Origin of the sequence: Aminobacter ciceronei, from assembly GCF_014138625.1 — a bacterium.
Taxonomy (GTDB): Bacteria; Pseudomonadota; Alphaproteobacteria; order Rhizobiales; family Rhizobiaceae; genus Aminobacter; species Aminobacter ciceronei.
This window is the reverse complement of the sequence record NZ_JACJHY010000021.1, coordinates 71,475-92,865: the sequence shown is the minus strand read 5'-3', so window position 1 is coordinate 92,865 and position 21,391 is coordinate 71,475. Positions and strand designations below refer to the sequence as shown.

Below are 21,391 nucleotides of genomic sequence, written 5' to 3'. Positions count from 1 at the left end.
TGCCCTCAGGACTGTTTCTCCACCGTCTCCATGCCGTCGAACTCCGGCAGCCAGTGCAACGCCGATCGGTGCCAGACCTGTTTGCGGGGCACCAGTTGCTCGCGCTGGTCCGAAGTTCCGGTCCTCAACCCATAGACCTTGGGTCCGTCACCGACCGAAGTGGCGAACAGGTGCGAGCCACATTCGGGGCAGAAGCCCTGCGCGCGTTTGTTGCCGCTGTCGCCTGTCTTGACGTAAATCTTCGGCGCTCCCGAAAACGCGATCTTGTCCTCCGGCACCGGAACGGTGACGCGAAAGGCCGTTCCGGTCAGTTTCTGGCAATCGGTGCAATGGCAGATCGCCGTCTTCTCCGGGTCGACTTCGGCCTTGTAGGTAATGGCGCCACAATGGCACCCGCCTTCGATCTTCACTTCGAACTCCTCCTGTCCTGCAGTGCGTGATTCCCGGGCACACTAGCCGCCTTCGGGCATCGGCGTCCCTGCCTTCGGGTTCACGATCCGGTCATGACGCAGCTTCCATCGCTGCGACGTCTGCGGCTTGACGAACACCGACGTCACCTCGGGAACTTCGGCCTTGAGCTTCGCCTCCAGTCTTTCGACGCAGGCTTCGATCTTCGCCGCCGAGATGTGGTCGACGAAGTCGAGGCTGAGCCCGGCAACCACCTGCTCCGGCCCCAGATGCACTGTCAGCACGCCATTAGCTTGCTCGACAGCGGGATCGGCCTGGGCGATCGCCAGTATCGCCGCCTGCACGTCCGCCGAAGCCGGCTCGCCCATCAGCAAACCCTTGCTCTCACGCGCCAGGAACACCGCCGTGGCGCCAAGGATCAGGCTGATGCCGATCGAGGCGGCACCGTCGAGCCAGGGCTGCTCGAAATAATGCGCGGCAAAGATGCCGGCAAAGGCAATGACCAGGCCCAGCAAGGCGGCACTGTCTTCAAACAGCACCGTGTAGACGCTCGGGTCCTTGCTCCGTCGCACCGCCTGGATGTAGCCGAAACTGCCCTTGCTGCGGCGGAATTCTCTGAGCGCAACCAACCACGAGCCGCCCTCGAACACCATGCAGGCGCCAAGCACCACATAGTTGACGAGCGGATTCTCGATCGGCGCAGGGTGGAGAATGTGGACGATGCCTTCATAGAAGGCCACGCCGGCACCAAGCGCGAAGACCAGCAGGGCAACGATGAAGCTCCAGAAATAGAGCTCGCGGCCATGGCCGAGCGGGTGAGTGAGATCAGGCGGCCGGGCGGCGCGATGCAGCCCGTAGAGCAGCAAAAGTCCATTGCCGGTGTCGACGAGCGAATGCACGCCTTCCGACAGCATCGCCGAACTGCCGGTGAAGGCAGCGGCGACGAACTTGGTGACGGCAATCAGCAGATTGCCGGCAATAGCCGCAAAGATCACTAGCCTGGAGCCGGAGTGTCCTGCCATCGGTCCCTCACCGCAGCGACTTTAGCGAGCGTGAGGTCCCGCTCAAGTCATTTTCGCGGCCTTGGCGTCCGGCGCTCCCGGCGCTCAAGACCCCTCTTGCAAGCCGGACAACTTCGCGTTTCACTCCACTTCTCAGCAGCGGGAGAAACGAATCATGGCCAAGGGTGCGATGAAAGCCGGGAAAGAAGCCCGGAAACCCAAGAAAGACGCCAAGAAGCCAGCACCTGCGCCGGCTTTCAAGGCGCCTCCGGTGCAAGCGACCAAGCTTAAGGACAAGTAGTCCTCACGGGCACGACGCAGACCCCGCCCGGCTGTCGCGGCCGGGCGCGGGTTGAACTTCTCTCGCGAAAGTCCTATCTGAGCGGGCGCAGGGACGGCCCTGCGCTTCCCCTAAAAACCGGCCGGGACGACCCGCCATCCCATTGGAGCGTTCCATGGCTTGGACTTATCTGTTTTTCGCGGGAATTTTCGAAATCGGCTGGGCCATCGGCCTGAAATACACCGAAGGCTTTACCAAACCGATGCCGACGGTGCTCACTATCGCCTCGATGATCGTCAGTCTCGGCCTGCTCGGCCTGGCACTGAAGACGCTGCCGGTCGGCACGGCATACGCGATCTGGACCGGTATCGGCACAGTCGGCACCGCGATGCTTGGCATCTGGCTGCTCGGCGAGCCCGCCACAGCACTTCGCCTCGCCTGCATCGGCCTGATCGTCTCGGGCATCGTCGGCCTCAAGCTGGTCGCCTGATCCGCAGACTTGCGGCGGCCCGCCCGAAACGGGCGGGCTTCACCTTTCCCAATTTCTCATCTGGCACGCCCTGACATCCACAGGGGTCGACGCATTGTGCGTCGGACGCACAAAAGCGATCCGCGCCCGGGGCTTGGCAAGTCCCCGGTCGCGAATCGCTGACGATGTGAGTTTTGCGCTATCGAGCCCGACTAACGGGCCGATGCGTCATTCCGGCGAGTGCAGGCGAAGGTCGACCTGCGTTCAGCCGTAGTTGGCCGAAGGCGGCATGCGCTTGCCACGCGCCTTGCGCGCGGCGTAACGCGCGTCGCGCTTGGCCTTGCGCTCGGCTTCGTCGGCGAGCAGGCGGGCGATGCGATCGCCTTCCTCTGCCTCGCGCGCCTTTGCTTCAGCCTGTGCGGCCTCTTCGGCGGCGAGACGTTCTGCTTCAGCCTTGGCTTCGCGTTCGGCCTTTTCAACGGCTTCGCGGGCCAGGCGCTCTTGCCTTAGCTTTTCCTTCTCGGCTTCACGGATGGCGCGAGCCTCGAGGATTGCCTTGCGCTCGGCCTGACGGGCCAGAACGGCCGGATCGTCAGCTGCGGGGCGTGCCTTGTACTTTTCGAGGAGGGCTTTCTTTGCGTCATTGGCGGCGTTCCGCCGCTCAAAGGCGTCTTTTTCTCGGTAGATTGCCAATTTGATTTCCCTAGAGTCACTTCGCGCCGCTTACATACGCGCGCGAAGGCATAGTTCAAGCGCCAAAAAGGCATGTCTCCCATGAATTCGCGTGATGTTGCGGATAGGAAACGCTCTTTGACGCCAATCTCGATATGGATTGTTCACTAGATCGCGTCTGGCGACCTCGTGGAGCGATGGCTACCTCTAGCACAAACAATAGCGACAGGACCAGAGATCATGGAACTTGGCCTCTACACTTTTGCAGACGTTAGCCCAGAGCCGGGGCCTGGTGCCATCGGAGCCCACCAGCGGTTGCGCAATCTGATCGAGGAAATCGAGCTGGCCGACCAGGTCGGGCTCGACGTTTTCGGCCTGGGTGAGCACCACCGCCCCGACTATGCCGCCTCGGCACCCGTCATCGCACTTGCCGCCGCTGCCGAGCGCACCAAGCGCATCCGCTTGACCAGCGCCGTTACCGTGCTGTCTTCGGACGATCCGGTGCGTGTGTTCCAGCAGTTCGCCACCCTCGACCAGTTGTCGGGTGGCCGCGCCGAGATCATGGCCGGTCGCGGCTCGTTCATCGAATCGTTTCCGCTGTTCGGCTACAACCTCGAGGACTATGACGAGCTCTTCGCCGAGAAGCTCGATCTGCTCCTGGCATTGCGCGACAGCGAACGCGTGACCTGGCAAGGAACACACCGGGCGCCGATCAACGATCGCGGCGTCTATCCCCGCCCCTATCAGGAGCTTTTGCCGATCTGGATCGCCATTGGCGGCACGCCGCAGTCGGCGGCACGTGCCGGCGTGCTCGGCCTGCCGCTGGCGCTCGCCATCATCGGCGGCGAGCCGGCCCGTTTCGCGCCGCTCTTCGATCTCTACCGCGAGGCGGCGCGCCGCGCCGGCCAGGATCCGGCCAAGCTCGCCACCAGCATCAACGTGCATGGTTTCATCGGCGAGACCACCGAACATGCGGCCGACGACTTCTACCTGCCGCAGGCCGAGGTGATGAACCGCATCGGCCGCGAGCGTGGCTGGGGCCCAACGTCTCGGGCGCATTTCGACCAGTCGCGCGGCGCCAACGGCGCGCTGTTCGTCGGCAATCCGGAGCAGGTGGCAGAGAAGATCGTGGCCCAGCACAATGTCTTCAAGAATGACCGCTTCCTGCTGCAGATGGCGATCGGCATCATGCCGCACGACAAGATCATGAAGGCGATCGAGCTCTACGGCACCAAGGTGGCGCCGCTGGTGCGTAAGGAACTGGGCGTTTCCGCTATCGGCACGGCGGCGTGACGGAGCAGCCGAAGAGCACTCCAGAGCGCTTCAACCACTGGACCAAAACATACCTTCGGCGGGAAGGTTTGTTTGCGCAGGTGACGCTCCCTATATCCGGCGGGTCCTCACCCGCCGGAGCTGCCTCATGACCACCTTGTCCGTCCTCGACCTTTCGCCGGTCACCGAAGGCAGCACTGCCGCCCAATCGCTGAAGAACACGCTCGACCTCGCCCGCCACGCCGAGAAGCTCGGCTTCCACCGCTACTGGCTGGCCGAACACCACAACATGGCCGGCATCGCCAGTGCTGCGACCTCGGTCGTCATCGCCCATGTCGCGGCCGGCACCAGCACCATTCGCGTCGGCGCCGGCGGCATCATGCTGCCCAACCACGCGCCGCTGGTCATCGCTGAACAGTTCGGCACGCTTGCCGCCCTGCACCCCGGCCGCATCGACCTCGGCATCGGCCGGGCGCCCGGCACCGACATGCTGACCGCGCGCGCCCTGCGCCGCAATCTCGAGGCCGGCGTCGACAATTTCCCGCAGGATGTCGTCGAGCTGATGAGCTATTTCGATCCGGCAACGCCCGAACAGCGCATCCGCGCCGTGCCCGGCGAGGGCGAGCAGGTCGAAGTCTGGGTGCTGGGATCAAGTCTCTATGGCGCGCAGCTCGCCGCCATGCTTGGCCTGCCCTACGCCTTCGCTTCGCACTTCGCCCCTTCGGAGCTCGACCATGCGATCGAGATCTACCGCTCGCGCTTCCAGCCGTCGGAGCGATTGGCCAAACCCTATGTCATGGCCGGCATCAACATCGTCGCCGCCGACACCGACGCCGAGGCGAAGCTTCTGTTCAGTTCGGTACAGCAGGCCTTCGTCAACCTGCGCAGCGGCCGCCCCGGCCGCCTGCCCGCGCCGCTCGAGGGCTATGAGCGCGAGCTCGACCCCGTCGCGCGCCAGATGTTGTCCCAGACGCTTGCCTGCGCCGTCGTCGGCTCACGCGACACGGTCCGGCGCGGCGTCGAGGCATTCATCGCGCGTACCGGTGCCGACGAACTGATGGTCACCGCCCAGGTGTTCGACCATCAATCACGCAAGCGTTCGTATGAGATTCTTGCGGAAGTCGGTGCCAGATTGGCGAAGGCGGCGTAGCCGTTCCTTCGCCCCGTTTACGAGGAGAGGGAAGCCAAGCGAGCTTGCGAGCACAGCAGAGTGAGGGGCAGGGCTGAACTCGGAAGTTGGCACCGTCCCCTCATGCGGCCCTTCGGGCCACCTTCTCCCGTAAACGGTGCGAAGGAAATTACCGCATCGCCTCGAGGAGGCCCTTGTCGGGAAAACATGTCGCCGCACGGCCATTCTTCGCCTGCCAGTCGCCGATCGACCGGCGCGTCTTGAAGCCCGGCAGACCGTCGGCGCCGCCGACGTCGTAGCCGAGCTTTTCCAGGCCGCGCTGCATCGTGGCGACGTCAGAGCGGTAGAGCCCGTCGACCTTGCCCCAGTTGCCCACGAAACGTCGGTCGCCGGACGCGATCCGGTCGGCGCCGTGGCCGATGAACAGCGCGTAGACGTCGCTCTCGTTGTATTCCTTGAGCACATAAAAATTGGGCGTGACAATGAAGGCCGGGCCGTTGCGCCCCGCCGGCATCATCAGGAAACCCTCGGCCCGTGCCTCATTCTGAGGGAACGGCTTGCCGCCAACGCGGGTGATACCCATCGCGGCCCAGTCCGAGATCTTCTTGCCTTGGTCGGGGCCTTCCAGAGCACAGGTGACGCTCTCCGGCAGCGACACCTCGAAACCCCAGTCGCGGCCCTTTGCCCAGCCATAATGGACGAGATAGTTGGCGATGGAGGCCAGCGTGTCAGGCGTCGAGTTCCAGATGTCGGCGCGGCCGTCGCCGTCGAAATCCACGGCATGCTTCAGGAACGAGGTCGGCAGGAACTGCGGCTGGCCGAGTGCACCAGCCCAGGACGAGCGCATTGCCTTGCGACTGACCAGCCCGCGTTCGACCATCTCCAAACCGGCCAGCAACTCCTTGCGGAACATTTCCTTGCGGGTCGCCAGGAAGGCCTTGGTGCCGAGAACCTCGAAGGCATCGTACGGCATCTTGGCGGCACCGAAGCCCGACTCGCGCCCCCAGATCGCCAGCACCACGCCGCCTGGCACGCCGAAACGCTTTTCGATCGCAGCGAGTGTCTTCGCATTTGCGCCCGCCCGCGCGCGCCCGCCTGAGGTGACGGCACCGAGCGTCTTTTCGGAGAAGTAGTTGCCGGGCGAGCCGAACTCGGCCTGGTGCTGTTTCTTCGGTGTCTTCGGCTTTTCGCCGGGGAGCACGAGATCGGGCAGTTTGAGATTGGGCGACACGCCCTGGAACGCAGCGTCGAACGTCGCTTTGGAGATTCCCTTGGCCTTGGCTTCGGGCCAGAGGTCCTTGGCGAGCCAGGCCTGGAACTGGTCGTCGATCCTGGCGGCGGAAGCGGGGGCGGCGAAGGCGATTAGCGCGGCGGCAAGGGTAGCCAAGACGGAAACGGCGCGCCTCTTCGCACCCCCATCTGGCCTGCCGGCCATCTCCCCCGCAAGGGGGGAGATCGGCAGCTTCGGGCTCGCCGCTCTTTCTGCGATGTTGGTGAATGGCGGAGACGGTGGCGACAGCTGTTCTCCCACCTTGCGCGGGAGGCCGGCAGGCCAGAGGGTGCGAAGAGGCGAATACAATGCCGAAAGTCTCATCCAGCCTCCCTGCAAGCCAATTACGTCAAAACACAGTCCGCGACTTCAATGCGGCCGACAGCGTGCCCTCGTCGAGATAATCGAGCTCGCCGCCGACCGGCACACCATGCGCCAGCCTCGTCACCTTGACGTCGAAACCGGAGAGCTGGTCGGTCAGATAATGCGCGGTCGTCTGGCCCTCGACGGTGGCGTTGACGGCCAGGATCACCTCGCTGACCCCGCCCTCGGCGATGCGGGTGACCAGTTGCCTGATGGTCAGTTGGTCGGGGCCGACGCCGTCGAGCGGCGACAGCGTGCCGCCGAGCACATGGAATTTCGCATTCATCGCGCCGGCCCGCTCCAGCGCCCAGAGGTCGGACACGTCCTCGACGACGATGATGGTGGTGGGGTCGCGGCGTGGATCGGTGCAGATCATGCACGGATCGGAGGTGTCGACATTGCCGCAGGTCGAGCACACCCTGACCTTGTCGACCGCCTCGCCCATGGCGGCGGCCAACGGCGCCAGCAGTTGTTCTTTCTTCTTGATCAGGTGAAGGGCGGCGCGGCGGGCCGAACGCGGGCCGAGCCCCGGCACCTTGGCCAGAAGCTGGATCAGGCGTTCGATCTCGGGACCGGCGATTCGCTTGGACATGGAAGCGATATAAAACGACTAGGCAATGGTGAGTAGTGAATAGTGGGCCGAGGAGCGGCCGCCGCCTCTTTCCTCCACTCGCTACTGACTATTCGCTATCCCTCATTCCATCGGCCGTTCCTGGCTCGCAATGAGCGCGCCGATCGCGTCGGCGTTTTCCGGTGTCGCCTGAAACGACATCGCGCTGGCCAACGCCGCGTCGGAGCCGGCAGAAGCGACCGTGGTCGGCTGCTGCTCGACGACGCCCGGCAGCGTCGGCTGTGCGGCGGAAGCGACCATCGTGTCCGGCTCGGCCACGGGCAGCTTGCGCCGGCTACGCTTCTCGTAAAACGCATTGCCGCCGGCAACTGTGGTGTAGTGCATGTTCTTGTAGGGGAACTTCAGCCCGGCGGTATGGAAGAACATCACCTCTGGCTTCACCTTGGGGTGGCGCTCGCCCTTGAGCACGGATTCTGCTGCCGCCTGCACGTCGGGCAGTGCCTGCGAATTCATCGGCCGCGACAGCACGCCGGGCGCGAACTGGCCCTTCTGGCCGACGACGCCGCAGACAGTGTCACCATATTCGCCCGACTTGAGCCGGTTCATGACGACACTGCCGACGGCAACGAGGCCATCGCGGCTCGAGCGGTTGGATTCGAAGAACATCGCGCGCGCCAGGCATTCCTTGTCCTTCGCCGAATAGGCGTAGGAACCCGAACGGACCGAGCTCGTGGTGATCCCGTCAGCGAGCTTGCTGGTGGTGCACCCGGAAACGATGAACGGCGAGGCGACGACGCCGACCAAAATCGGCATCTTCCAATTTTTGGCGATCAAAAGCGCCCCTCTCGTAAGCCCGCCACGTCCCCAGATTGCAGCAAGAATGCGCCCGTTTCGGGCAAAATGATGGCCGAGCGGCAGACAGCGCCTCCTGGCCGGGCTCGCCTCTGCGACGGCCGGTCGTTATGGTCAGGTCAATGACAGGCAAAGGCACGCATCGTGGCGGCCGAAAATCAGTTGGAGGCGACCATGAAAGCCGTGCTGTTCGAACAATTTGGGCAACCGCCGAAGGTCCAGACTGTCGCCGAACCAGCGCCTGCACCCGGCGGCGTGGTGATCAAGGTCGAGGCCACCGGGCTCTGCCGCAGCGACTGGCATGGCTGGATGGGGCACGACGCCGACATCACCCTTCCGCATGTGCCGGGCCACGAACTCGCCGGCGTCGTTGTCGCCGCCGGCCGGCAGGTCACGCGCTGGAAGGCCGGCGACCGCGTCACCGTGCCCTTCGTCGGCGGCTGCGGACGCTGCTTTGAATGCACCTCGGGCAATCACCAGGTCTGCGAACACCAGTTCCAGCCGGGCTTCACCGCCTGGGGTTCGTTCGCCGAATATGTCGCTGTCGATTTCGCCGACACCAACCTGGTGCGGCTGCCCGACAGCATGGATTTCGTCACCGCAGCCAGCCTCGGCTGCCGCTTCATCACCTCGTTCCGCGCCGTCGTCGACCAGGGCCGTGTCAAGCCAGGCGAATGGGTGGCAGTGCACGGCTGCGGCGGTGTCGGCCTGTCGGCGATCATGATCGCGGCAGCGTCGGGCGCCAATGCAATCGCCATCGACCTCTCGGATGAGAAGCTCGACTTTGCCAGGAAAATGGGTGCGGTGGCGACGATCAATGCCTCACGCGAGACCGATGTCGTCGGCGCGGTGCGCGAGCTCACGGCGGGCGGTGCGCATCTGTCGCTCGACGCGCTCGGCCATCCCGCCACCTGCTACAACTCGATCGCCAACCTTCGCCGGCGTGGCCGCCACGTCCAGGTCGGGCTGATGCTCGGCGACCATGCTGATCCCAGGATCCCGATGGGCAAGGTGATCGCCCATGAACTCGAAATCCTCGGCAGCCACGGCATGCAGGCGTTCCGCTACGAGGCGATGATGCAGATGATCGAGGCAGGCAAGCTTGCCCCGCAATTGCTGGTCGGCAAGCACATCAGCCTCGACGACGCCCCGGCGGCGCTGATGGCCATGGACCGGTTCGAAGGACTGGGGATCAGCGTCGTGACCAGATTCTAGGAGAACAGTGAACAGATAGATCAGGAACGGCGCCTGAACCTCAAGCGCCGCACCGCCATTGGCTACTCGCTATTGCCTATTCTCAGAACGGCAGCTTCATGCCGGGCGGGATCGGCAGGCCGGCGGTCAGCGCCTTGGTCTTTTCCTGCATCGTCGCCTCGACCTTGGCCTTGGCATCGTTATGCGCGGCGACGATCAGGTCCTCGAGGATCTCGCCCTCGCCTTCCCTAAGCAGCGACGGATCGATCTTCAGCGCCTTCATTTCCGACTTGCCGGACAGGGTTACCGTCACGAGGCCGCCGCCGGACTGGCCGGTGGCTTCGAGCAGGGCAACTTCTTCCTGCATGGCCTGCAGCTTGGCCTGCATTTCCTTCGCCTTGCCCATCAGGCCGAGGAGATCCTTCATCGTCTTTGTCCTTTCGTCTCAGAACGGGTCGTCTCAGAACGGGTCGTCGTCGTCATTGTCGAGACCGATGCCCGGATCGGGCTGCAACTCGGTGTCGGTATCGATATCGGGCGCATCCGGTGTTGTCGGCAGCCGCACGTCGATGATCTTGGCGCCGGGAAAGCGCGCCAGGATCGCCGCCACCGTCGGGTCCGCCTTGGCGTCTGTCAGCGCGACTTCGCGCTTGGTCGCCTCGATCTCGGCAAGCGTCGGCCCGCCTTCTTCCTTGGACAGCGACACCATCCAGTGACGTCCGGTCCAGGCCTTCAGCTTCACCGTCAGATCGTTGAGGAAGGTACGCGGGGCGTCCGAAGTCAGGCTGCATTCGATATGGCCGGGCTCGATGCGCACCGGGCGCACGGCACGGCGGATCAGCACCTTGAAGGCCATTTCGCGATTGGCTTCGGCAAGGTTCGCGAGTTCGGCGATGGTGCGCACAGGCACGGCATCGACAACCGGTTCCGGCGCCGGCGTCGGCGCCGGCGTCGGCGTCGGCGCGACAAAGGCCGTAGGCGCTGGCGCGCTTTCAACCAGGCGCATCGCCTGGCCGCCGCCATTGCTGACCGGCATGCGCGCCTGCGACACGGCCGAAGCGCCTCCGCCATTGCCACCGCCAGCGGGCATGCCGCCATTGCGCGGTGCGCCGGAAGGCTGCGGCGGCGCGTCGCCGAGGGATTTCAATGCCTCGTCGAGAGTGGGCAGATCGGCGGCATGCGCCAGCCGGATCAACACCATCTCGGCGGCACTGACCGGACGATTGGACGACTGCACCTCGGGAATGCCCTTGAGCAGCATCTGCCAGGCACGCGACAGCACACGCACCGACAAGGCCTGGGCGAATTCCACGCCGCGCTTGCGCTCGTCCTCGGACAGCGAGGCGTCGTCGGCCGCCGACGGCACGAAGCGCAGGCGGGTGACCAGATGGGTGAATTCGGCAAGATCGTTGAGCACAGCCACCGGGTCGGCGCCGGTATCGTACTGGGCGCGCAGCTCGCCAAGGGCAGCGGCGATGTCGCCCTTCATGATGTTTTCGAACAGGTCGACCACCCGCGCCCGGTCGGCAAGGCCGAGCATGGCGCGTACAGCTTCCGTGGTCACCGTACCGCCGCCATGGGCAATGGCCTGGTCGAGGATGGACAAAGAATCGCGCGCCGAGCCCTCTGCCGCGCGCGCGACCATGGCAAGCGCGTCGTCCTCGACCGAAATGCCTTCCTGCCGGGCAATGTTGCGGAGATGCCCGACAAGCTTGCCGGCGTCGATACGGCGCAGGTCGAAGCGCTGGCAGCGCGACAGCACCGTGATCGGAACCTTGCGGATTTCAGTGGTGGCGAAGATGAACTTGACGTGGGGCGGCGGCTCTTCCAGCGTCTTCAGCAGGCCGTTGAAAGCCTGCGTCGAGAGCATGTGCACCTCGTCGATGATGTAGACCTTGTAGCGCGCCGACACGGGCGCATAGCGGACACGGTCGATGATATCCCTGATGTCGTCGATGCCGGTGTGGGACGCGGCGTCCATCTCGATGACGTCGACGTGGCGTCCTTCCATGATCGACTGGCAGTGCTCGCCGAGCACCGACAGGTCGACCGAGGGGCGGTCAATGTCAGCGGTCTTGTAGTTGAGCGCGCGCGCCAAGATGCGGGCGGTGGTGGTCTTGCCGACACCGCGGACGCCGGTCAGCATCCAGGCTTGGGCGATACGACCCGAGGAAAAGGCGTTGGTGAGCGTCTGGACCATCGGCTCCTGGCCGACGAGTGCGGTGAAATCCGCCGGACGGTACTTGCGTGCGAGAACGCGATAGGCGCCGTCCTTGGTCTTATCGGTCTGTCCGGCTTCGCTCATCCGCCCCGTTCGCCCGTTGGTATTGGCGCCCCTGCCACGGCCACGAGGGCCGATTCCGCGAAACGAGTTTCGCCCGCACGGCGCAACGCCGTCAATGACGCGGAGAAGGGCGAAGAGGCGGGAGGCTGGAACAATGACCCGTTCCGGGCTCGTTAGGGCTGCTTCCTTCCGGACCTGACCCGGTTGGCGAGTGGATCGTCCACCACCAACCTCCCAACCTCCATATCGGCAATTGCCACACCAATTGCAAGAGCCTTGGGCGACATGTTGATGCGGCGATCAGGCACCGCCGGAATTCAGCGCCCAGAGATAGGAAAGCGTTGCCGCGATGCCGAGGCCGGTGCGCAGCGCATGCAGCGTGCCCCAATGCACGATCAGCCTGCGGGATGCGACACCGCCCTCTTCGTTCGGTATAGCCTCGATGCGCTTGTTGGTCGGCATGATACCAAGCAGCGTATAGGGCCAATTGGCAAGCATCAGCGCGGCGCCCACCACCCAGCGCCAATCCGCGGTCAGCCAGGCGGTGAGAAGGCCGAGCATGCCGGAGGCGAATGCCAGGCTCGCCTGCATGGTGAAGCCGGCGGCATAGCTCGGCTTCCACTGGGCAAGCAGATTTTTGTCGTCGAGGCCAAGCCGTGCGGGCTGTTCGGCGAAATTGATGTAGAATGCCGCACCGGCAAAGGCGGCCGCGAGAACCAGAGCAAGCTGACCGGCAAACATTGCGCATCTCCGCTGACGTTCGACGCATAGCATATCGGTGCAACGCGCGGTGCGTCAGTGCGCCAACGTTTCAGGGCCAACCTTTTCAATGATTCGCTTGCAGCCGTGACAGCCACACTCTAGCCTTCGATCAAACAAGGGAAACGCCAATGATTTCGGGGCTCAAGGCCGGGTTTACGCTGGATTCGCGTCTCGACGCCGACAGCGAACCGCTGATGTGGCTCGGCCTTTGCGAATTGCGCGTCATGAACGACCAGCGCTGGCCTTGGCTGGTGCTGGTGCCGCAGCGCCCCGGCGTCGAGGAAATCCATGACCTGACCCCGCTCGACCAGGCGATGCTGACCTTCGAGAGCAACATGGTGGCGCATGCGCTGAAGCGTGCAACCGGCTGCGCCAAGATCAACAGCGGCGCGCTCGGCAACATCGTGCGGCAACTGCATTTTCACGTCGTCGCGCGCACCGAGGGCGATCCCGGCTGGCCCGGCCCGGTCTGGGGCCATGGCGTGCGCCAGCCCTATCGCCGCGACGATCTCCACCGGTTTGCCGAGAGCATCAAGTCGGCTCTATAACGCTGCCCTGACGCACACCAGAGTTCCAGATGCCTTTCAGCCTGTTCGACGCCCCCCAGCGTGAAGCCAGCCATTTCCTCGGCTTCTCCGGCAACATCATCGACCGCCAGTCGGAAAAGCGCAGCGACGATTCGGCTGTGAAGGCCCTCGCCGAACCCGGCGCGAGACTGATTCTGGTCGCGCAAGGGCGGTTGCTGCTCGATTTCAGCGGCGGGTCGGCCACCCCCTATTTCTCGCGCGCGGCAGCCGAGGCGCTGGGGGCTGGGACCGGCGAGGCGATCCTGCTCGGCCGCGCTGACGAAATCGCCATGCTGGCCCTGCCCGTCGCTGCGGAGCAGGAGGGCCTACCGGAGCACATCAAATCCATCGACTTCCGATCGATTCTGGCGCAACGCCTGACCGACGAAGCCGGTCTCGGCGCCCTGGCGCAGGGCGCGGCACTGCTTGCCTGGCATGCCAGCCACCGCTTCTGTGGCCGCTGTGGTGCTGCAACCGAAATGCGCGCCGGCGGCTACAAGCGCCACTGCACGGGATGCGGTACCGAGCATTTCCCGCGCACCGACCCCGTCGCCATCATGCTGACGGTGTCGGGCGACAAGTGCCTGATGGGGCGCGGCCGGCATTTCGCGCCGGGTGTCTATTCGGCGCTCGCCGGCTTCATCGAGCCGGGCGAAACCATCGAGGCGGCGGTGCGGCGCGAAACGCTCGAGGAAGCCGGCATCCGGCTCGGTCGCGTCGTCTACCATTCGAGCCAGCCCTGGCCGTTCCCCTACTCGCTGATGATCGGCTGCTATGGCGAGGCGCTGAACGACGACATTTCAAGGGACACCGACGAACTTGAGGACTGCCGCTGGTTCCCCCGGGCGGAGGTCCTGCAGATGCTCGCCGGCACCCATCCCGGCGAGCTCAGGGTGCCGCCGGGACATGCCATCGCGCACCAGCTCATCCGCACCTGGGCGGAGAGCGACTAGGGCGCTGGCCTCGCCTTCACCCAGCGAAACTGATTGGCAAGCGCGACCTGACCATCCGCGCGTACATAGGGCGCAATGGCATCGATCAGCGCGTCCCGAACTCTGTCGGCCCCCGAATGGCGTTCGGCGCGCGTGACAATCCCGGCCGAAGCGAAGGCTCGCAAGGCTATGTCCTTACCGGGGAAGACGATGGTGGCGTCAAGTTGCCCGTCATCGATCGGCTCAAGCCCGGCCCTGCTCATGAACGCCTCGATCACCCCGGGGTTCGAAAGCGGTGGCACAGCAGATGCGGGCGAAGGCGGCAGCAACGGCCCGAGCGCGCTCATCGCTGCCAGCTGCAACTGGCTCTTGTCGCGCTGGCCCCAAACCAGCATGAAAACAATGCCGCGGCCGTGGCAAACCCGAGCCGCCTCGCTGAGGGCGCGGACCATGTCGCCTGCGAACTGGAAAGCGTTGATGCCAGTCACGATGTCGAAGGCGCCGTCGACGAAGGGCAATTCCTCCATCTCGCCGACTTCGATGCTGGCGTCAGGCAAGCGCTGTCGTGCGATGGCCGCCAGCGCCCCCGACGCGTCGAGGCCTGCGACGGCCGCGCCACGCTCTCGCGCAAGACTTAGCAATCCACCGGCGCCGCAGCCGACATCGAGCAGCCTCTTACCTCGCCCGACGCCGACCAGCGTCATGACATTTTCGAACACCGGCCGCCATGCGGGTTCCTGGACTTCGGCCCAGTCGCGCGCCTTGGCGCCCCACAATTCCCCCTGGATGGCAGCCGTACCCATGGGCTTGTCCTAGCGCAGCCGATGCTGCGCCAGGTGTAGCGAACGCACAATTCAATCTGTGGTGAGACGAGACGATAGTGGCCTGGCGGAGGTCCTGCAGTTGCGCGCAGGCACCCATCCCGGCGAGCTCCGGGTGCCGCCGGGAAATACCATCGCCTACCAGCTCATCCACGCCTGGGCGGACGAGGGCTGACTGAAATGCTCAGTCGGCGACCTGCCACGCCTCGCGGGAATCGCTCGCCGGGTAGACGCCGAGGATGCGCACCTCGCGTGAGAAAAAGCGCAGCTCCTCCAGCGCGTGGGTGACACCCGGGTCCTCCGGATGGCCCTCGATGTCGGCGTAGAACAGCGTCGCAGTGAAGGCGCCGAGCTGGTAGCTCTCCAGCTTGGTCATGTTGACGCCGTTGGTGGCGAAGCCGCCCATCGCCTTGTACAGCGCCGCCGGTACGTTGCGGACGCGGAACATGAAGGTCGTCATCATCTTGGCATCCTGGCTCGGACGCTCGACCCACTGCTTGTTCTTGGTCAGGACGACGAAGCGCGTGACGTTGCTGTCGGTGTCCTCGACATTCTCTTCCAGTATGTCCAGGCCATAGAGCGAGGCGGCGAGACGCGGCGCGAGCGCCGCCATCGTCCGGTCCTTGACCTCGGACACCAGCTTGGCGGCACCCGCGGTGTCACCGGCGATCACCGGCTTCCAGCTGTTCTTGCGGATGTATTTGCGGCACTGGCCGAGCGCGTGGATGTGGCTGTGCACGGTCTTGATCTCGGAACGCTGAACGCCCGGCAGGACCATCAGCTGGAAATGGATCGGCAGGAAATACTCGCCGACGATGTGCAGCTTCGATTCAGGCAACAGGTGATGGATGTCGGCGACACGGCCGGCGATCGTGTTCTCGATCGGGATCATGGCGAGATCGGCCTTGCCGGTCTCCACCGCGTTGAAAGCATCTTCGAAGGTCGCGCAGGGCAGCGGCTCCATGTCGGGGAACATGTTGCGGCAGGCGGTGTCGGAATTGGCGCCCGGCTCGCCCTGGAAGGAAATCTTGTTGGTCGTCGTCGGCATGGTCGGCCTGTCTGTTCTAGTTCGAGAGAAGTTCGCGCGCGCGTTCGAGATGCTCCGGCGTGTCGACGCCCAGCGGCACCGTGTCGACGATTTCGACGTCGATGCGCATGCCGGCTTCCAGCGCGCGCAGCTGCTCGAGACGCTCGCGCTTTTCCAGCGGCGACGGGCCGAGCCCGACGAAGCGTTCGAGCGCTGCGCGGCGGTAAACATAGAGCCCGACATGATGATAGAGCGGGCCGTCGCCCCAGGGCGCCGTCGCACGGGTGAAGTAGAGTGCCCTCATCCGCCCGGCCGACAGTGGCGAACCGATGATCTTGGGAACGTTGGGATCGACCTTTTCCTCGTGGCGGGTGATTTCGACACCGAGCGTCGAGATGTCGACCGACTCGTCCTCCAGCGGCCGAAGTGCTGCCTGGATGATCGCGGGATCGATCGTCGGCAGGTCACCCTGGACATTGACGACGGTGTCGACCGTACCCTTCGGATCGAGCGTCGTCAGTGCCTCGAAGATGCGGTCCGAACCCGACTCATGGTCGGCGCGTGTCATGACCGCCTCGAAGCCGTGCGTCCGCACCGTTTCCGCGACCATGTCGCTGTCGGTCGCCACGACCACGCGGCCGAGCCCGCATTCGGACGCGCGGGCCGCTACGTGGACGATCATCGGCCGGCCGGCGATGTCGGCCAATGGCTTGCCGGGCAAGCGTGTCGAGGCCATGCGGGCGGGGATCAGGACAAGGGTGGACATGGCTTGGCGACTGTTTCTAATGGTGTTGGAAAGTGTCAAAAGGTCTCACTGGAAGGGCCCTTATAGGTGTTGCAACCGGCAAGCAAAAGACCTAGTTTCCGCGCGATTTGACCCGGCCAGCCGGGCGACAGACGATACCGACGAACGGCAGCGATCGCAGAGGATGGTGATCGGCCGGATAAGGGAGCCAGGGGCGTATGGACTCATTTGAAATGAACAAGGTGCTTGGCGGTCTGCTGGGTACTGCCTTTGTGGTGTTCTCCATCTCGCTGGTGTCGGACGCGATCTTCGCAGCCCCGGTTCCAGAGAAGCCCGGCTTTGCCATCGAAGCCGCTGAAGAAGGCGGCGCAGGTGCCGGCGGCGGCGAGGCTGCTCCGGCTGCCGTACCGATCGCCCAGCTCCTGGCCAGCGCCAACGCCGAGGCGGGTGCTGCCGTGTTCAAGAAGTGCACTGCCTGCCACTCGATCGAGAAGGGCGGCCCGAACAAGGTCGGTCCGGACCTGTGGGGCGTGGTCAACCGTCCGATCGCCTCGCATGAGGGCTTCGGCTATTCGGGCCCGATGAAGGAATTCTCGGAAGGCGGCAAGGTCGTCTGGGACTTCGAGCACCTCAACCACTTCCTGACGTCGCCCAAGGGCTACATCAAGGGCACCGCGATGGGCTTCGCCGGCATCAAGAAGGATGACGAGCGCGCAAACCTGATCGCCTACCTGAATTCGCAGTCGGACAGCCCGGCACCGCTGCCCGCGGCTGACGCTGCTCCGGCCGCCACGCCTGCCGCAGCTCCGGCTGAAGGCGCAGCCCCTGCGACTCCTGCAGAGGGCGCCGCTCCGGCCACCGCTCACTAAGCGATTTGTAATCTTCGCATCTTGAAAAAGCCGGGTTTAGCCCGGCTTTTTTGTTGCCTGGCGCAAACATAAGGCGACATTTGTCGAACGGCCGGTTTCCATGCGCCGGGAATGAATTAGAGTGTCGCGAAGCACCGGGCGAAGGGGATTTTGATGAAGGCTTGCCTGACCAGGTTTCTTGCGATTGCAGGTCTCGCCGTTGCGGCCCTGTCGACGGCACCTGCCAACGCCCAGGAATGGCAGACCTCGTCAACCCTGAACGGCGTTTCCAAATACGGTCAGGATTTCAAGCAGTACGATTTCGTCAATCCGAACGCGCCCAAGGGCGGCACGCTCAACTCGACGACGCCGGGCACCTTCGACAGCTTCAATCCCTACATCATCAAGGGCTTGCCGGCAGCCGGTTTCGTCGGCTTTGGCGGCGGACTGATCTATGAAACGCTGATGGAGCAGTCGATAGACGAGCCCAGCACCAGCCACCCGATGATCGCCGATGCCTACAAGTTTCCGGCCGACTACTCCTACGCGACCTATCGGCTCGACCCGCGCGCCAAATGGCATGACGGCCAGCCGATCACGACCGATGATGTCATCTGGTCTTTCAATGTCCTGAAGGCCAACAGCCCGCAATATGGCCAGTACTACGTCAACGTGACCGAGGCGGTGGCGACGGGCGAACGCGAGGTGACCTTCCGCTTCAACCAGAAAGGCAACCGGGAACTGCCCAAGATCATGGGCGACCTGGTGGTCTTGCCCAAGCACTGGTGGGAAGGAACCGACGCTGCGGGCAAGAAGCGCGACATCACCCGGCCGACGCTCGAGATTCCGTTGGGCTCGGGCGCCTACAAGGTCGAGAGCTTCAAACCGGGCACCGAGATCGTCTGGACACGCGTGCCCGACTATTGGGGCGCAAATGTCGGGGTCAATGTCGGGCGCAACAACTTCGACAAGCGCCGCTACGCTTACTTCCTCGACGACAACGCCGAATGGGAAGCCTTCAAGAAGGGCGGCCTGGAGGACATCAAGCCGGAGAACAGCTCGCGGCGCTGGTCGACGCAGTATAATTTCCCCGCCCTCCAGGCAGGTGACGTCATCAAGAAGGAATTCAAGACGACCTCGGGCGAGCCATTCCAAGGCTATGCGCTCAATTTACGCCGCCCGCAGTTCCAGGATCGCCGCGTCAGGCAGGCGCTGACGCTGGCTTACAATTTCGAATACATGAACCGCACCCTGTTCTTCGGGCTCAACACCCGCACGAACAGCTATTTCCAGGGCCAGGACCTGGCCTCGAGCGGCTTGCCCGCCGGCAAGGAACTGGAGCTGTTGACGCAGTACAAGGACAAGCTGCCGCCGGAGCTGTTCACCGAGGAGTTCAAGCTGCCGGTCTACGACACGCCGCAGGCCGAGCGGCAGTATCTCCGCCAGGCGATCGGCCTGTTCGCCGAGGCCGGCTGGCGCGCCAAGGGCGGCAAGCTGATGAACGACAAGGGCGAGCAGTTCAAGATCGAATTCCTCGGCAAGGACGCCACCGACGAGGTCATAGCGAGCCCCTTCATCGATAGCCTGCGCCGGCTCGGCATCGATGCGACGCTGCGCATGGTCGACACCAGCCAGTTCGTCAACCGGATCGACAATTACGATTTCGACGTGACGACGACGATCCTCAACCAGTCGTCGTCGCCGGGCAATGAGCAGCGCGATTTCTGGGGATCGAAGGCCGCAGCCAAGCCCGGTTCGCGCAATGTCATGGGCATCAACGACCCTATCGTCGATGCGCTGGTCGAGCGCGTCATCTTCGCCACCGACCGCGATGACCTCTTGGCCGCCACCCATGCGCTCGATCGCGTGCTGTTGTGGAACTATTACGCCGTGCCGCAATACCACCGCTCGGTGCTGTGGCTGGCCTACTGGAACAAGTTCGGCATTCCCGACAAGCAGCCGGGCTTCATCGGCGCTGATATCAATTCATGGTGGATCGACAAGGACAAGGAAGCGGCGCTGGCCGCCAAATACAAGGGCGTCAATTGAGCGCGCGCCTCCCCCGCAGGGACTTCCTCGCGCTCGGCGCAGCTGCAGCGGCCGCCCCCTTCATCCCGGGGCGCGCCTTCGCGGCGAGCCCGACCGGCACCGGACTGCACGGGCTGTCGGCCTTCGGCGACCTGAAATACGGCCCCGACTTCACCCATTTCGACTTCGTCAATCTCGACGCGCCCAAGGGCGGCACATTCAATTTTTTGCCGAACTACTGGTACTTCAACCAGAGCCCGCTGACCTTCAACACGCTCAACACCTTCGTCGCCAGGGGCGACGCGCCGCCGCGCATGGAGCTTTGCTACGATTCGCTGATGGTGCGGGCGATCGACGAGCCCGATGCAATCTACGGCCTGCTCGCCAGTTCGGTGACGATCTCCGACGACCGCAACAGCTTCGACTTCGCGCTGCGGCCCGAGGCGCGCTTCAACGACGGCACGCCGTTCACCGCCGACGACGCGGTATTTGCCTTCGACCTGTTCAAGAAGGACGGGCATCCCAACCTGCTTCTGCCGCTCAGCCATCTCAAGGAGGCGAAGGCGCTCGACCCGCATACGCTGCGGCTGACCTTCGACGGCAAGCAGTCGGACCGCACCATCCTTGATGTCGCGACCTACGCCATTCCGGCCAAAGCTTTCTTCGAGACCCACCCGTTCGACGCGTCGGAGCTCAAGGCGCCACTCGGTTCAGGCCCCTACAAGGTCGGCCGCGTGTCGCCCGGTCAGTCCATCGAATACGAGCGCGTCGCCGACTATTGGGGCCGCGACCTGCCGGTCAGCCGCGGCCTCTACAATTTCGACCGCATCCGCGTCGAATTCTACCAGGACCGGCAGGCAGCGTTTGAAGCCTTCAAGAAAGGCGACATCCATTTCCGCCAGGAAGCCACGGCGCGCATCTGGGCCACCGGCTACGATTTCCCCGCCTTCACGGCCGGCAAGGTGATCAAGCGCGAGTTTCCCAGCGAAAAGCGACCAACGATGCAGGCGATGGCGCTGAACCAGCGCCGCGCGCGTTTCCGCGATCCCCGCGTGCGCCAGGCAATTGCCCTGTGCTTCGATTTCGAATGGACGAAGCGCAACCTGTTCTATGGTTCCTACGAACGCTCGCAGTCGACATTCGAGAAATCGGCCTACAAGGCCGAGGGCCTGCCCTCCCCAGCCGAACTGGCGCTGCTCGAACCGTTCCGCGGCCGCATCCCCGACGAGACCTTCGGCGAAGCCGTGCTGCAGCCGCCTTCGGACGGTTCGGGCCGCGACCGCAAGCTGCTCGGCCAGGCGTCGAAGCTGCTTTCCGACGCCGGCTGGGTCCGCAAGGATGGCAGGCTGCGCAACGACAAGGGCGAGGCGCTGACGCTCGAAATCCTCGTCGACGACGACGCTTTCGTGCGTGTGTACTCGCCCTGGGCCGAAAACATGAAGGCGATCGGCATCGAAGCTACGCTGCGCCTGGTCGATTCGACCCAGTATCAGGCCCGGCAGACAAGCTTCGACTACGATGCCATTTCGGCGGCGGCCGGGTTTTCGGCGACGCCCAGCCGCGACGAGATCGACGGGCTGTTCCACTCGCGCTCGGCCAAGTTGCAGGGCTCGACCAATCTGCCCGGCACTGCCGATCCTGCCGTCGACGCGCTGATCGACGCCGTGGGTGCGGCCAAGGATCGCGAAACGCTGACGGTTGCCATGCGCGCGCTCGACCGGCTCTTGCGCGCCCGGCAAGACTGGATTCCAAATTGGTTTTCGGCGAATCACCGCGCCGCCTTCTGGGACATGTTCGGCTACAAGGAGCCGAAGCCGGACTTCGGCTTTCCCGTCGAGGCGATGTGGTGGTTCGACAAGGACAAGGCTGCACGTATTGGCAAGACCTGAGATTTCTA

The 21,391-nt window shown here is 64.3% G+C and carries 23 protein-coding genes and 1 other RNA gene; 11 read left to right on the top strand and 13 right to left on the bottom strand.

Annotated elements, in window-relative coordinates; genetic code table 11:
- Window positions 1–5: 5 nt before the first annotated feature.
- A complete protein-coding gene (locus tag HNQ95_RS20820; protein ID WP_067965660.1) occupies window positions 6–410 on the bottom strand; it encodes a GFA family protein in 405 nt (134 codons plus the stop codon).
- Between the two features lie 42 nt (window positions 411–452).
- A complete protein-coding gene (locus tag HNQ95_RS20815) occupies window positions 453–1,430 on the bottom strand; it encodes a cation diffusion facilitator family transporter (protein ID WP_154385918.1) in 978 nt (325 codons plus the stop codon).
- Between the two features lie 154 nt (window positions 1,431–1,584).
- Between HNQ95_RS20815 and HNQ95_RS33990 the strand changes: the two genes are divergently transcribed.
- Both HNQ95_RS33990 and sugE read left to right on the top strand, forming a co-directional pair.
- Complete coding sequence (locus HNQ95_RS33990) at window positions 1,585–1,710, top strand: hypothetical protein (RefSeq protein ID WP_018426265.1); 126 nt, start codon at window positions 1,585–1,587, stop codon at window positions 1,708–1,710.
- Between the two features lie 154 nt (window positions 1,711–1,864).
- Window positions 1,865–2,179: a quaternary ammonium compound efflux SMR transporter SugE gene (gene sugE / locus HNQ95_RS20810; protein ID WP_067965664.1), complete on the top strand. Its 315-nt coding sequence runs from the start codon at window positions 1,865–1,867 to the stop codon at window positions 2,177–2,179.
- Window positions 2,180–2,422: 243 nt separating this feature from the next.
- Here sugE and HNQ95_RS20805 read toward each other — a convergent pair whose 3' ends face one another.
- On the bottom strand, window positions 2,423–2,851 hold the full coding sequence (locus tag HNQ95_RS20805) for a DUF6481 family protein (RefSeq protein ID WP_067965665.1): 429 nt from the start codon (window positions 2,849–2,851) through the stop codon (window positions 2,423–2,425).
- 219 nt (window positions 2,852–3,070) lie between these two features.
- Here HNQ95_RS20805 and HNQ95_RS20800 point away from each other — a divergent pair, with 219 nt between their 5' ends.
- Window positions 3,071–4,123: an LLM class flavin-dependent oxidoreductase gene (locus HNQ95_RS20800; RefSeq protein WP_067965667.1), complete on the top strand. Its 1,053-nt coding sequence runs from the start codon at window positions 3,071–3,073 to the stop codon at window positions 4,121–4,123.
- A gap of 127 nt (window positions 4,124–4,250) precedes the next feature.
- A complete protein-coding gene (locus tag HNQ95_RS20795) occupies window positions 4,251–5,252 on the top strand; it encodes an LLM class flavin-dependent oxidoreductase (RefSeq protein ID WP_067965669.1) in 1,002 nt (333 codons plus the stop codon).
- Window positions 5,253–5,400: 148 nt separating this feature from the next.
- Here HNQ95_RS20795 and HNQ95_RS20790 read toward each other — a convergent pair whose 3' ends face one another.
- From HNQ95_RS20790 to HNQ95_RS20780, 3 genes are all read right to left on the bottom strand, one after another.
- A complete protein-coding gene (locus HNQ95_RS20790) occupies window positions 5,401–6,666 on the bottom strand; it encodes a lytic murein transglycosylase (protein ID WP_154385919.1) in 1,266 nt (421 codons plus the stop codon).
- Window positions 6,667–6,850: 184 nt separating this feature from the next.
- Entirely contained in the window at window positions 6,851–7,456 is a 606-nt protein-coding gene (gene recR, locus HNQ95_RS20785; RefSeq protein WP_067965671.1) for a recombination mediator RecR, read from the bottom strand.
- A gap of 102 nt (window positions 7,457–7,558) precedes the next feature.
- Window positions 7,559–8,248, bottom strand: a complete 690-nt coding sequence (locus HNQ95_RS20780) for a cell wall hydrolase (protein WP_246340908.1) — start codon at window positions 8,246–8,248, stop codon at window positions 7,559–7,561.
- A gap of 213 nt (window positions 8,249–8,461) precedes the next feature.
- Here HNQ95_RS20780 and HNQ95_RS20775 point away from each other — a divergent pair, with 213 nt between their 5' ends.
- Window positions 8,462–9,502 carry a zinc-dependent alcohol dehydrogenase family protein gene (locus HNQ95_RS20775; RefSeq protein ID WP_154385921.1) on the top strand — a complete coding sequence of 347 codons (1,041 nt, stop codon included), beginning with the start codon at window positions 8,462–8,464 and terminating at the stop codon, window positions 9,500–9,502.
- Window positions 9,503–9,584: 82 nt separating this feature from the next.
- Here HNQ95_RS20775 and HNQ95_RS20770 read toward each other — a convergent pair whose 3' ends face one another.
- From HNQ95_RS20770 to HNQ95_RS20755, 4 genes are all read right to left on the bottom strand, one after another.
- On the bottom strand, window positions 9,585–9,908 hold the full coding sequence (locus HNQ95_RS20770; protein ID WP_067965675.1) for a YbaB/EbfC family nucleoid-associated protein: 324 nt from the start codon (window positions 9,906–9,908) through the stop codon (window positions 9,585–9,587).
- 33 nt (window positions 9,909–9,941) lie between these two features.
- Window positions 9,942–11,786: a DNA polymerase III subunit gamma/tau gene (locus tag HNQ95_RS20765; RefSeq protein ID WP_154385922.1), complete on the bottom strand. Its 1,845-nt coding sequence runs from the start codon at window positions 11,784–11,786 to the stop codon at window positions 9,942–9,944.
- Between the two features lie 117 nt (window positions 11,787–11,903).
- Window positions 11,904–12,000: signal recognition particle sRNA small type (gene ffs / locus HNQ95_RS20760), an RNA gene on the bottom strand.
- Between the two features lie 65 nt (window positions 12,001–12,065).
- Window positions 12,066–12,506 (bottom strand): anthrone oxygenase family protein, encoded by a 441-nt coding sequence (locus HNQ95_RS20755; RefSeq protein ID WP_067965685.1) that lies wholly within the window; start codon window positions 12,504–12,506, stop codon window positions 12,066–12,068.
- A 149-nt stretch (window positions 12,507–12,655) separates the two neighbouring features.
- Here HNQ95_RS20755 and HNQ95_RS20750 point away from each other — a divergent pair, with 149 nt between their 5' ends.
- Window positions 12,656–13,075 (top strand): HIT domain-containing protein, encoded by a 420-nt coding sequence (locus HNQ95_RS20750; RefSeq protein ID WP_067965687.1) that lies wholly within the window; start codon window positions 12,656–12,658, stop codon window positions 13,073–13,075.
- Window positions 13,076–13,104: 29 nt separating this feature from the next.
- Window positions 13,105–14,046, top strand: a complete 942-nt coding sequence (nudC, locus tag HNQ95_RS20745; protein WP_154385923.1) for an NAD(+) diphosphatase — start codon at window positions 13,105–13,107, stop codon at window positions 14,044–14,046.
- On the opposite strand, the gene HNQ95_RS20740 is transcribed toward nudC, so the two are convergent.
- A complete protein-coding gene (locus tag HNQ95_RS20740) occupies window positions 14,043–14,729 on the bottom strand; it encodes a class I SAM-dependent methyltransferase (RefSeq protein ID WP_169808367.1) in 687 nt (228 codons plus the stop codon). The genes nudC and HNQ95_RS20740 overlap by 4 nt on opposite strands.
- Window positions 14,730–14,889: 160 nt before the next feature.
- Between HNQ95_RS20740 and HNQ95_RS33985 the strand changes: the two genes are divergently transcribed.
- Entirely contained in the window at window positions 14,890–15,021 is a 132-nt protein-coding gene (locus HNQ95_RS33985) for a hypothetical protein (protein ID WP_281411271.1), read from the top strand.
- A gap of 9 nt (window positions 15,022–15,030) precedes the next feature.
- Here the strand turns inward: HNQ95_RS33985 and HNQ95_RS20735 are convergent, their stop codons facing one another.
- Together HNQ95_RS20735 and HNQ95_RS20730 are read right to left on the bottom strand one after the other, a co-directional pair.
- On the bottom strand, window positions 15,031–15,894 hold the full coding sequence (locus HNQ95_RS20735) for a prephenate dehydratase (protein ID WP_067965694.1): 864 nt from the start codon (window positions 15,892–15,894) through the stop codon (window positions 15,031–15,033).
- Between the two features lie 16 nt (window positions 15,895–15,910).
- A complete protein-coding gene (locus HNQ95_RS20730; RefSeq protein ID WP_067965697.1) occupies window positions 15,911–16,639 on the bottom strand; it encodes a 3-deoxy-manno-octulosonate cytidylyltransferase in 729 nt (242 codons plus the stop codon).
- 197 nt (window positions 16,640–16,836) lie between these two features.
- On the opposite strand from HNQ95_RS20730, the gene HNQ95_RS20725 reads away from it, so the two are divergent.
- The 3 genes from HNQ95_RS20725 to HNQ95_RS20715 all read left to right on the top strand — a co-directional run bounded on the left by HNQ95_RS20725 (window position 16,837) and on the right by HNQ95_RS20715 (window position 21,383).
- On the top strand, window positions 16,837–17,487 hold the full coding sequence (locus HNQ95_RS20725; RefSeq protein ID WP_067965700.1) for a c-type cytochrome: 651 nt from the start codon (window positions 16,837–16,839) through the stop codon (window positions 17,485–17,487).
- A gap of 153 nt (window positions 17,488–17,640) precedes the next feature.
- The gene (locus tag HNQ95_RS20720) at window positions 17,641–19,515 is read left to right on the top strand and encodes an extracellular solute-binding protein (RefSeq protein WP_083948710.1); all 1,875 of its coding nucleotides are present in this window, start codon (window positions 17,641–17,643) and stop codon (window positions 19,513–19,515) included.
- On the top strand, window positions 19,512–21,383 hold the full coding sequence (locus HNQ95_RS20715) for an extracellular solute-binding protein (protein ID WP_246340909.1): 1,872 nt from the start codon (window positions 19,512–19,514) through the stop codon (window positions 21,381–21,383). The genes HNQ95_RS20720 and HNQ95_RS20715 overlap by 4 nt, the downstream gene beginning before the upstream one ends.
- Window positions 21,384–21,391 lie beyond the last annotated feature (8 nt).

Bases quoted from the DNA above. Each gene is read 5' to 3' on its own strand.
- HNQ95_RS33990 (WP_018426265.1), top strand. From the start codon at position 1,585: ATGGCCAAGGGTGCGATGAAAGCCGGGAAAGAAGCCCGGAAACCCAAG.
- HNQ95_RS20815 (WP_154385918.1), bottom strand. From the start codon at position 1,430: ATGGCAGGACACTCCGGCTCCAGGCTAGTGATCTTTGCGGCTATTGCC.
- HNQ95_RS20790 (WP_154385919.1), bottom strand. From the start codon at position 6,666: ATGGCCGGCAGGCCAGATGGGGGTGCGAAGAGGCGCGCCGTTTCCGTC.
- HNQ95_RS20770 (WP_067965675.1), bottom strand. From the start codon at position 9,908: ATGAAGGATCTCCTCGGCCTGATGGGCAAGGCGAAGGAAATGCAGGCC.
- HNQ95_RS20740 (WP_169808367.1), bottom strand. From the start codon at position 14,729: ATGACGCTGGTCGGCGTCGGGCGAGGTAAGAGGCTGCTCGATGTCGGC.
- recR (WP_067965671.1), bottom strand. From the start codon at position 7,456: ATGTCCAAGCGAATCGCCGGTCCCGAGATCGAACGCCTGATCCAGCTT.
- HNQ95_RS20755 (WP_067965685.1), bottom strand. From the start codon at position 12,506: ATGTTTGCCGGTCAGCTTGCTCTGGTTCTCGCGGCCGCCTTTGCCGGT.
- HNQ95_RS20720 (WP_083948710.1), top strand. From the start codon at position 17,641: ATGAAGGCTTGCCTGACCAGGTTTCTTGCGATTGCAGGTCTCGCCGTT.
- HNQ95_RS20800 (WP_067965667.1), top strand. From the start codon at position 3,071: ATGGAACTTGGCCTCTACACTTTTGCAGACGTTAGCCCAGAGCCGGGG.
- HNQ95_RS20795 (WP_067965669.1), top strand. From the start codon at position 4,251: ATGACCACCTTGTCCGTCCTCGACCTTTCGCCGGTCACCGAAGGCAGC.
- HNQ95_RS20735 (WP_067965694.1), bottom strand. From the start codon at position 15,894: ATGCCGACGACGACCAACAAGATTTCCTTCCAGGGCGAGCCGGGCGCC.
- HNQ95_RS20725 (WP_067965700.1), top strand. From the start codon at position 16,837: ATGGACTCATTTGAAATGAACAAGGTGCTTGGCGGTCTGCTGGGTACT.
- sugE (WP_067965664.1), top strand. From the start codon at position 1,865: ATGGCTTGGACTTATCTGTTTTTCGCGGGAATTTTCGAAATCGGCTGG.
- HNQ95_RS20780 (WP_246340908.1), bottom strand. From the start codon at position 8,248: ATGCCGATTTTGGTCGGCGTCGTCGCCTCGCCGTTCATCGTTTCCGGG.
- HNQ95_RS20765 (WP_154385922.1), bottom strand. From the start codon at position 11,786: ATGAGCGAAGCCGGACAGACCGATAAGACCAAGGACGGCGCCTATCGC.
- HNQ95_RS20775 (WP_154385921.1), top strand. From the start codon at position 8,462: ATGAAAGCCGTGCTGTTCGAACAATTTGGGCAACCGCCGAAGGTCCAG.
- nudC (WP_154385923.1), top strand. From the start codon at position 13,105: ATGCCTTTCAGCCTGTTCGACGCCCCCCAGCGTGAAGCCAGCCATTTC.
- HNQ95_RS20750 (WP_067965687.1), top strand. From the start codon at position 12,656: ATGATTTCGGGGCTCAAGGCCGGGTTTACGCTGGATTCGCGTCTCGAC.
- HNQ95_RS20730 (WP_067965697.1), bottom strand. From the start codon at position 16,639: ATGTCCACCCTTGTCCTGATCCCCGCCCGCATGGCCTCGACACGCTTG.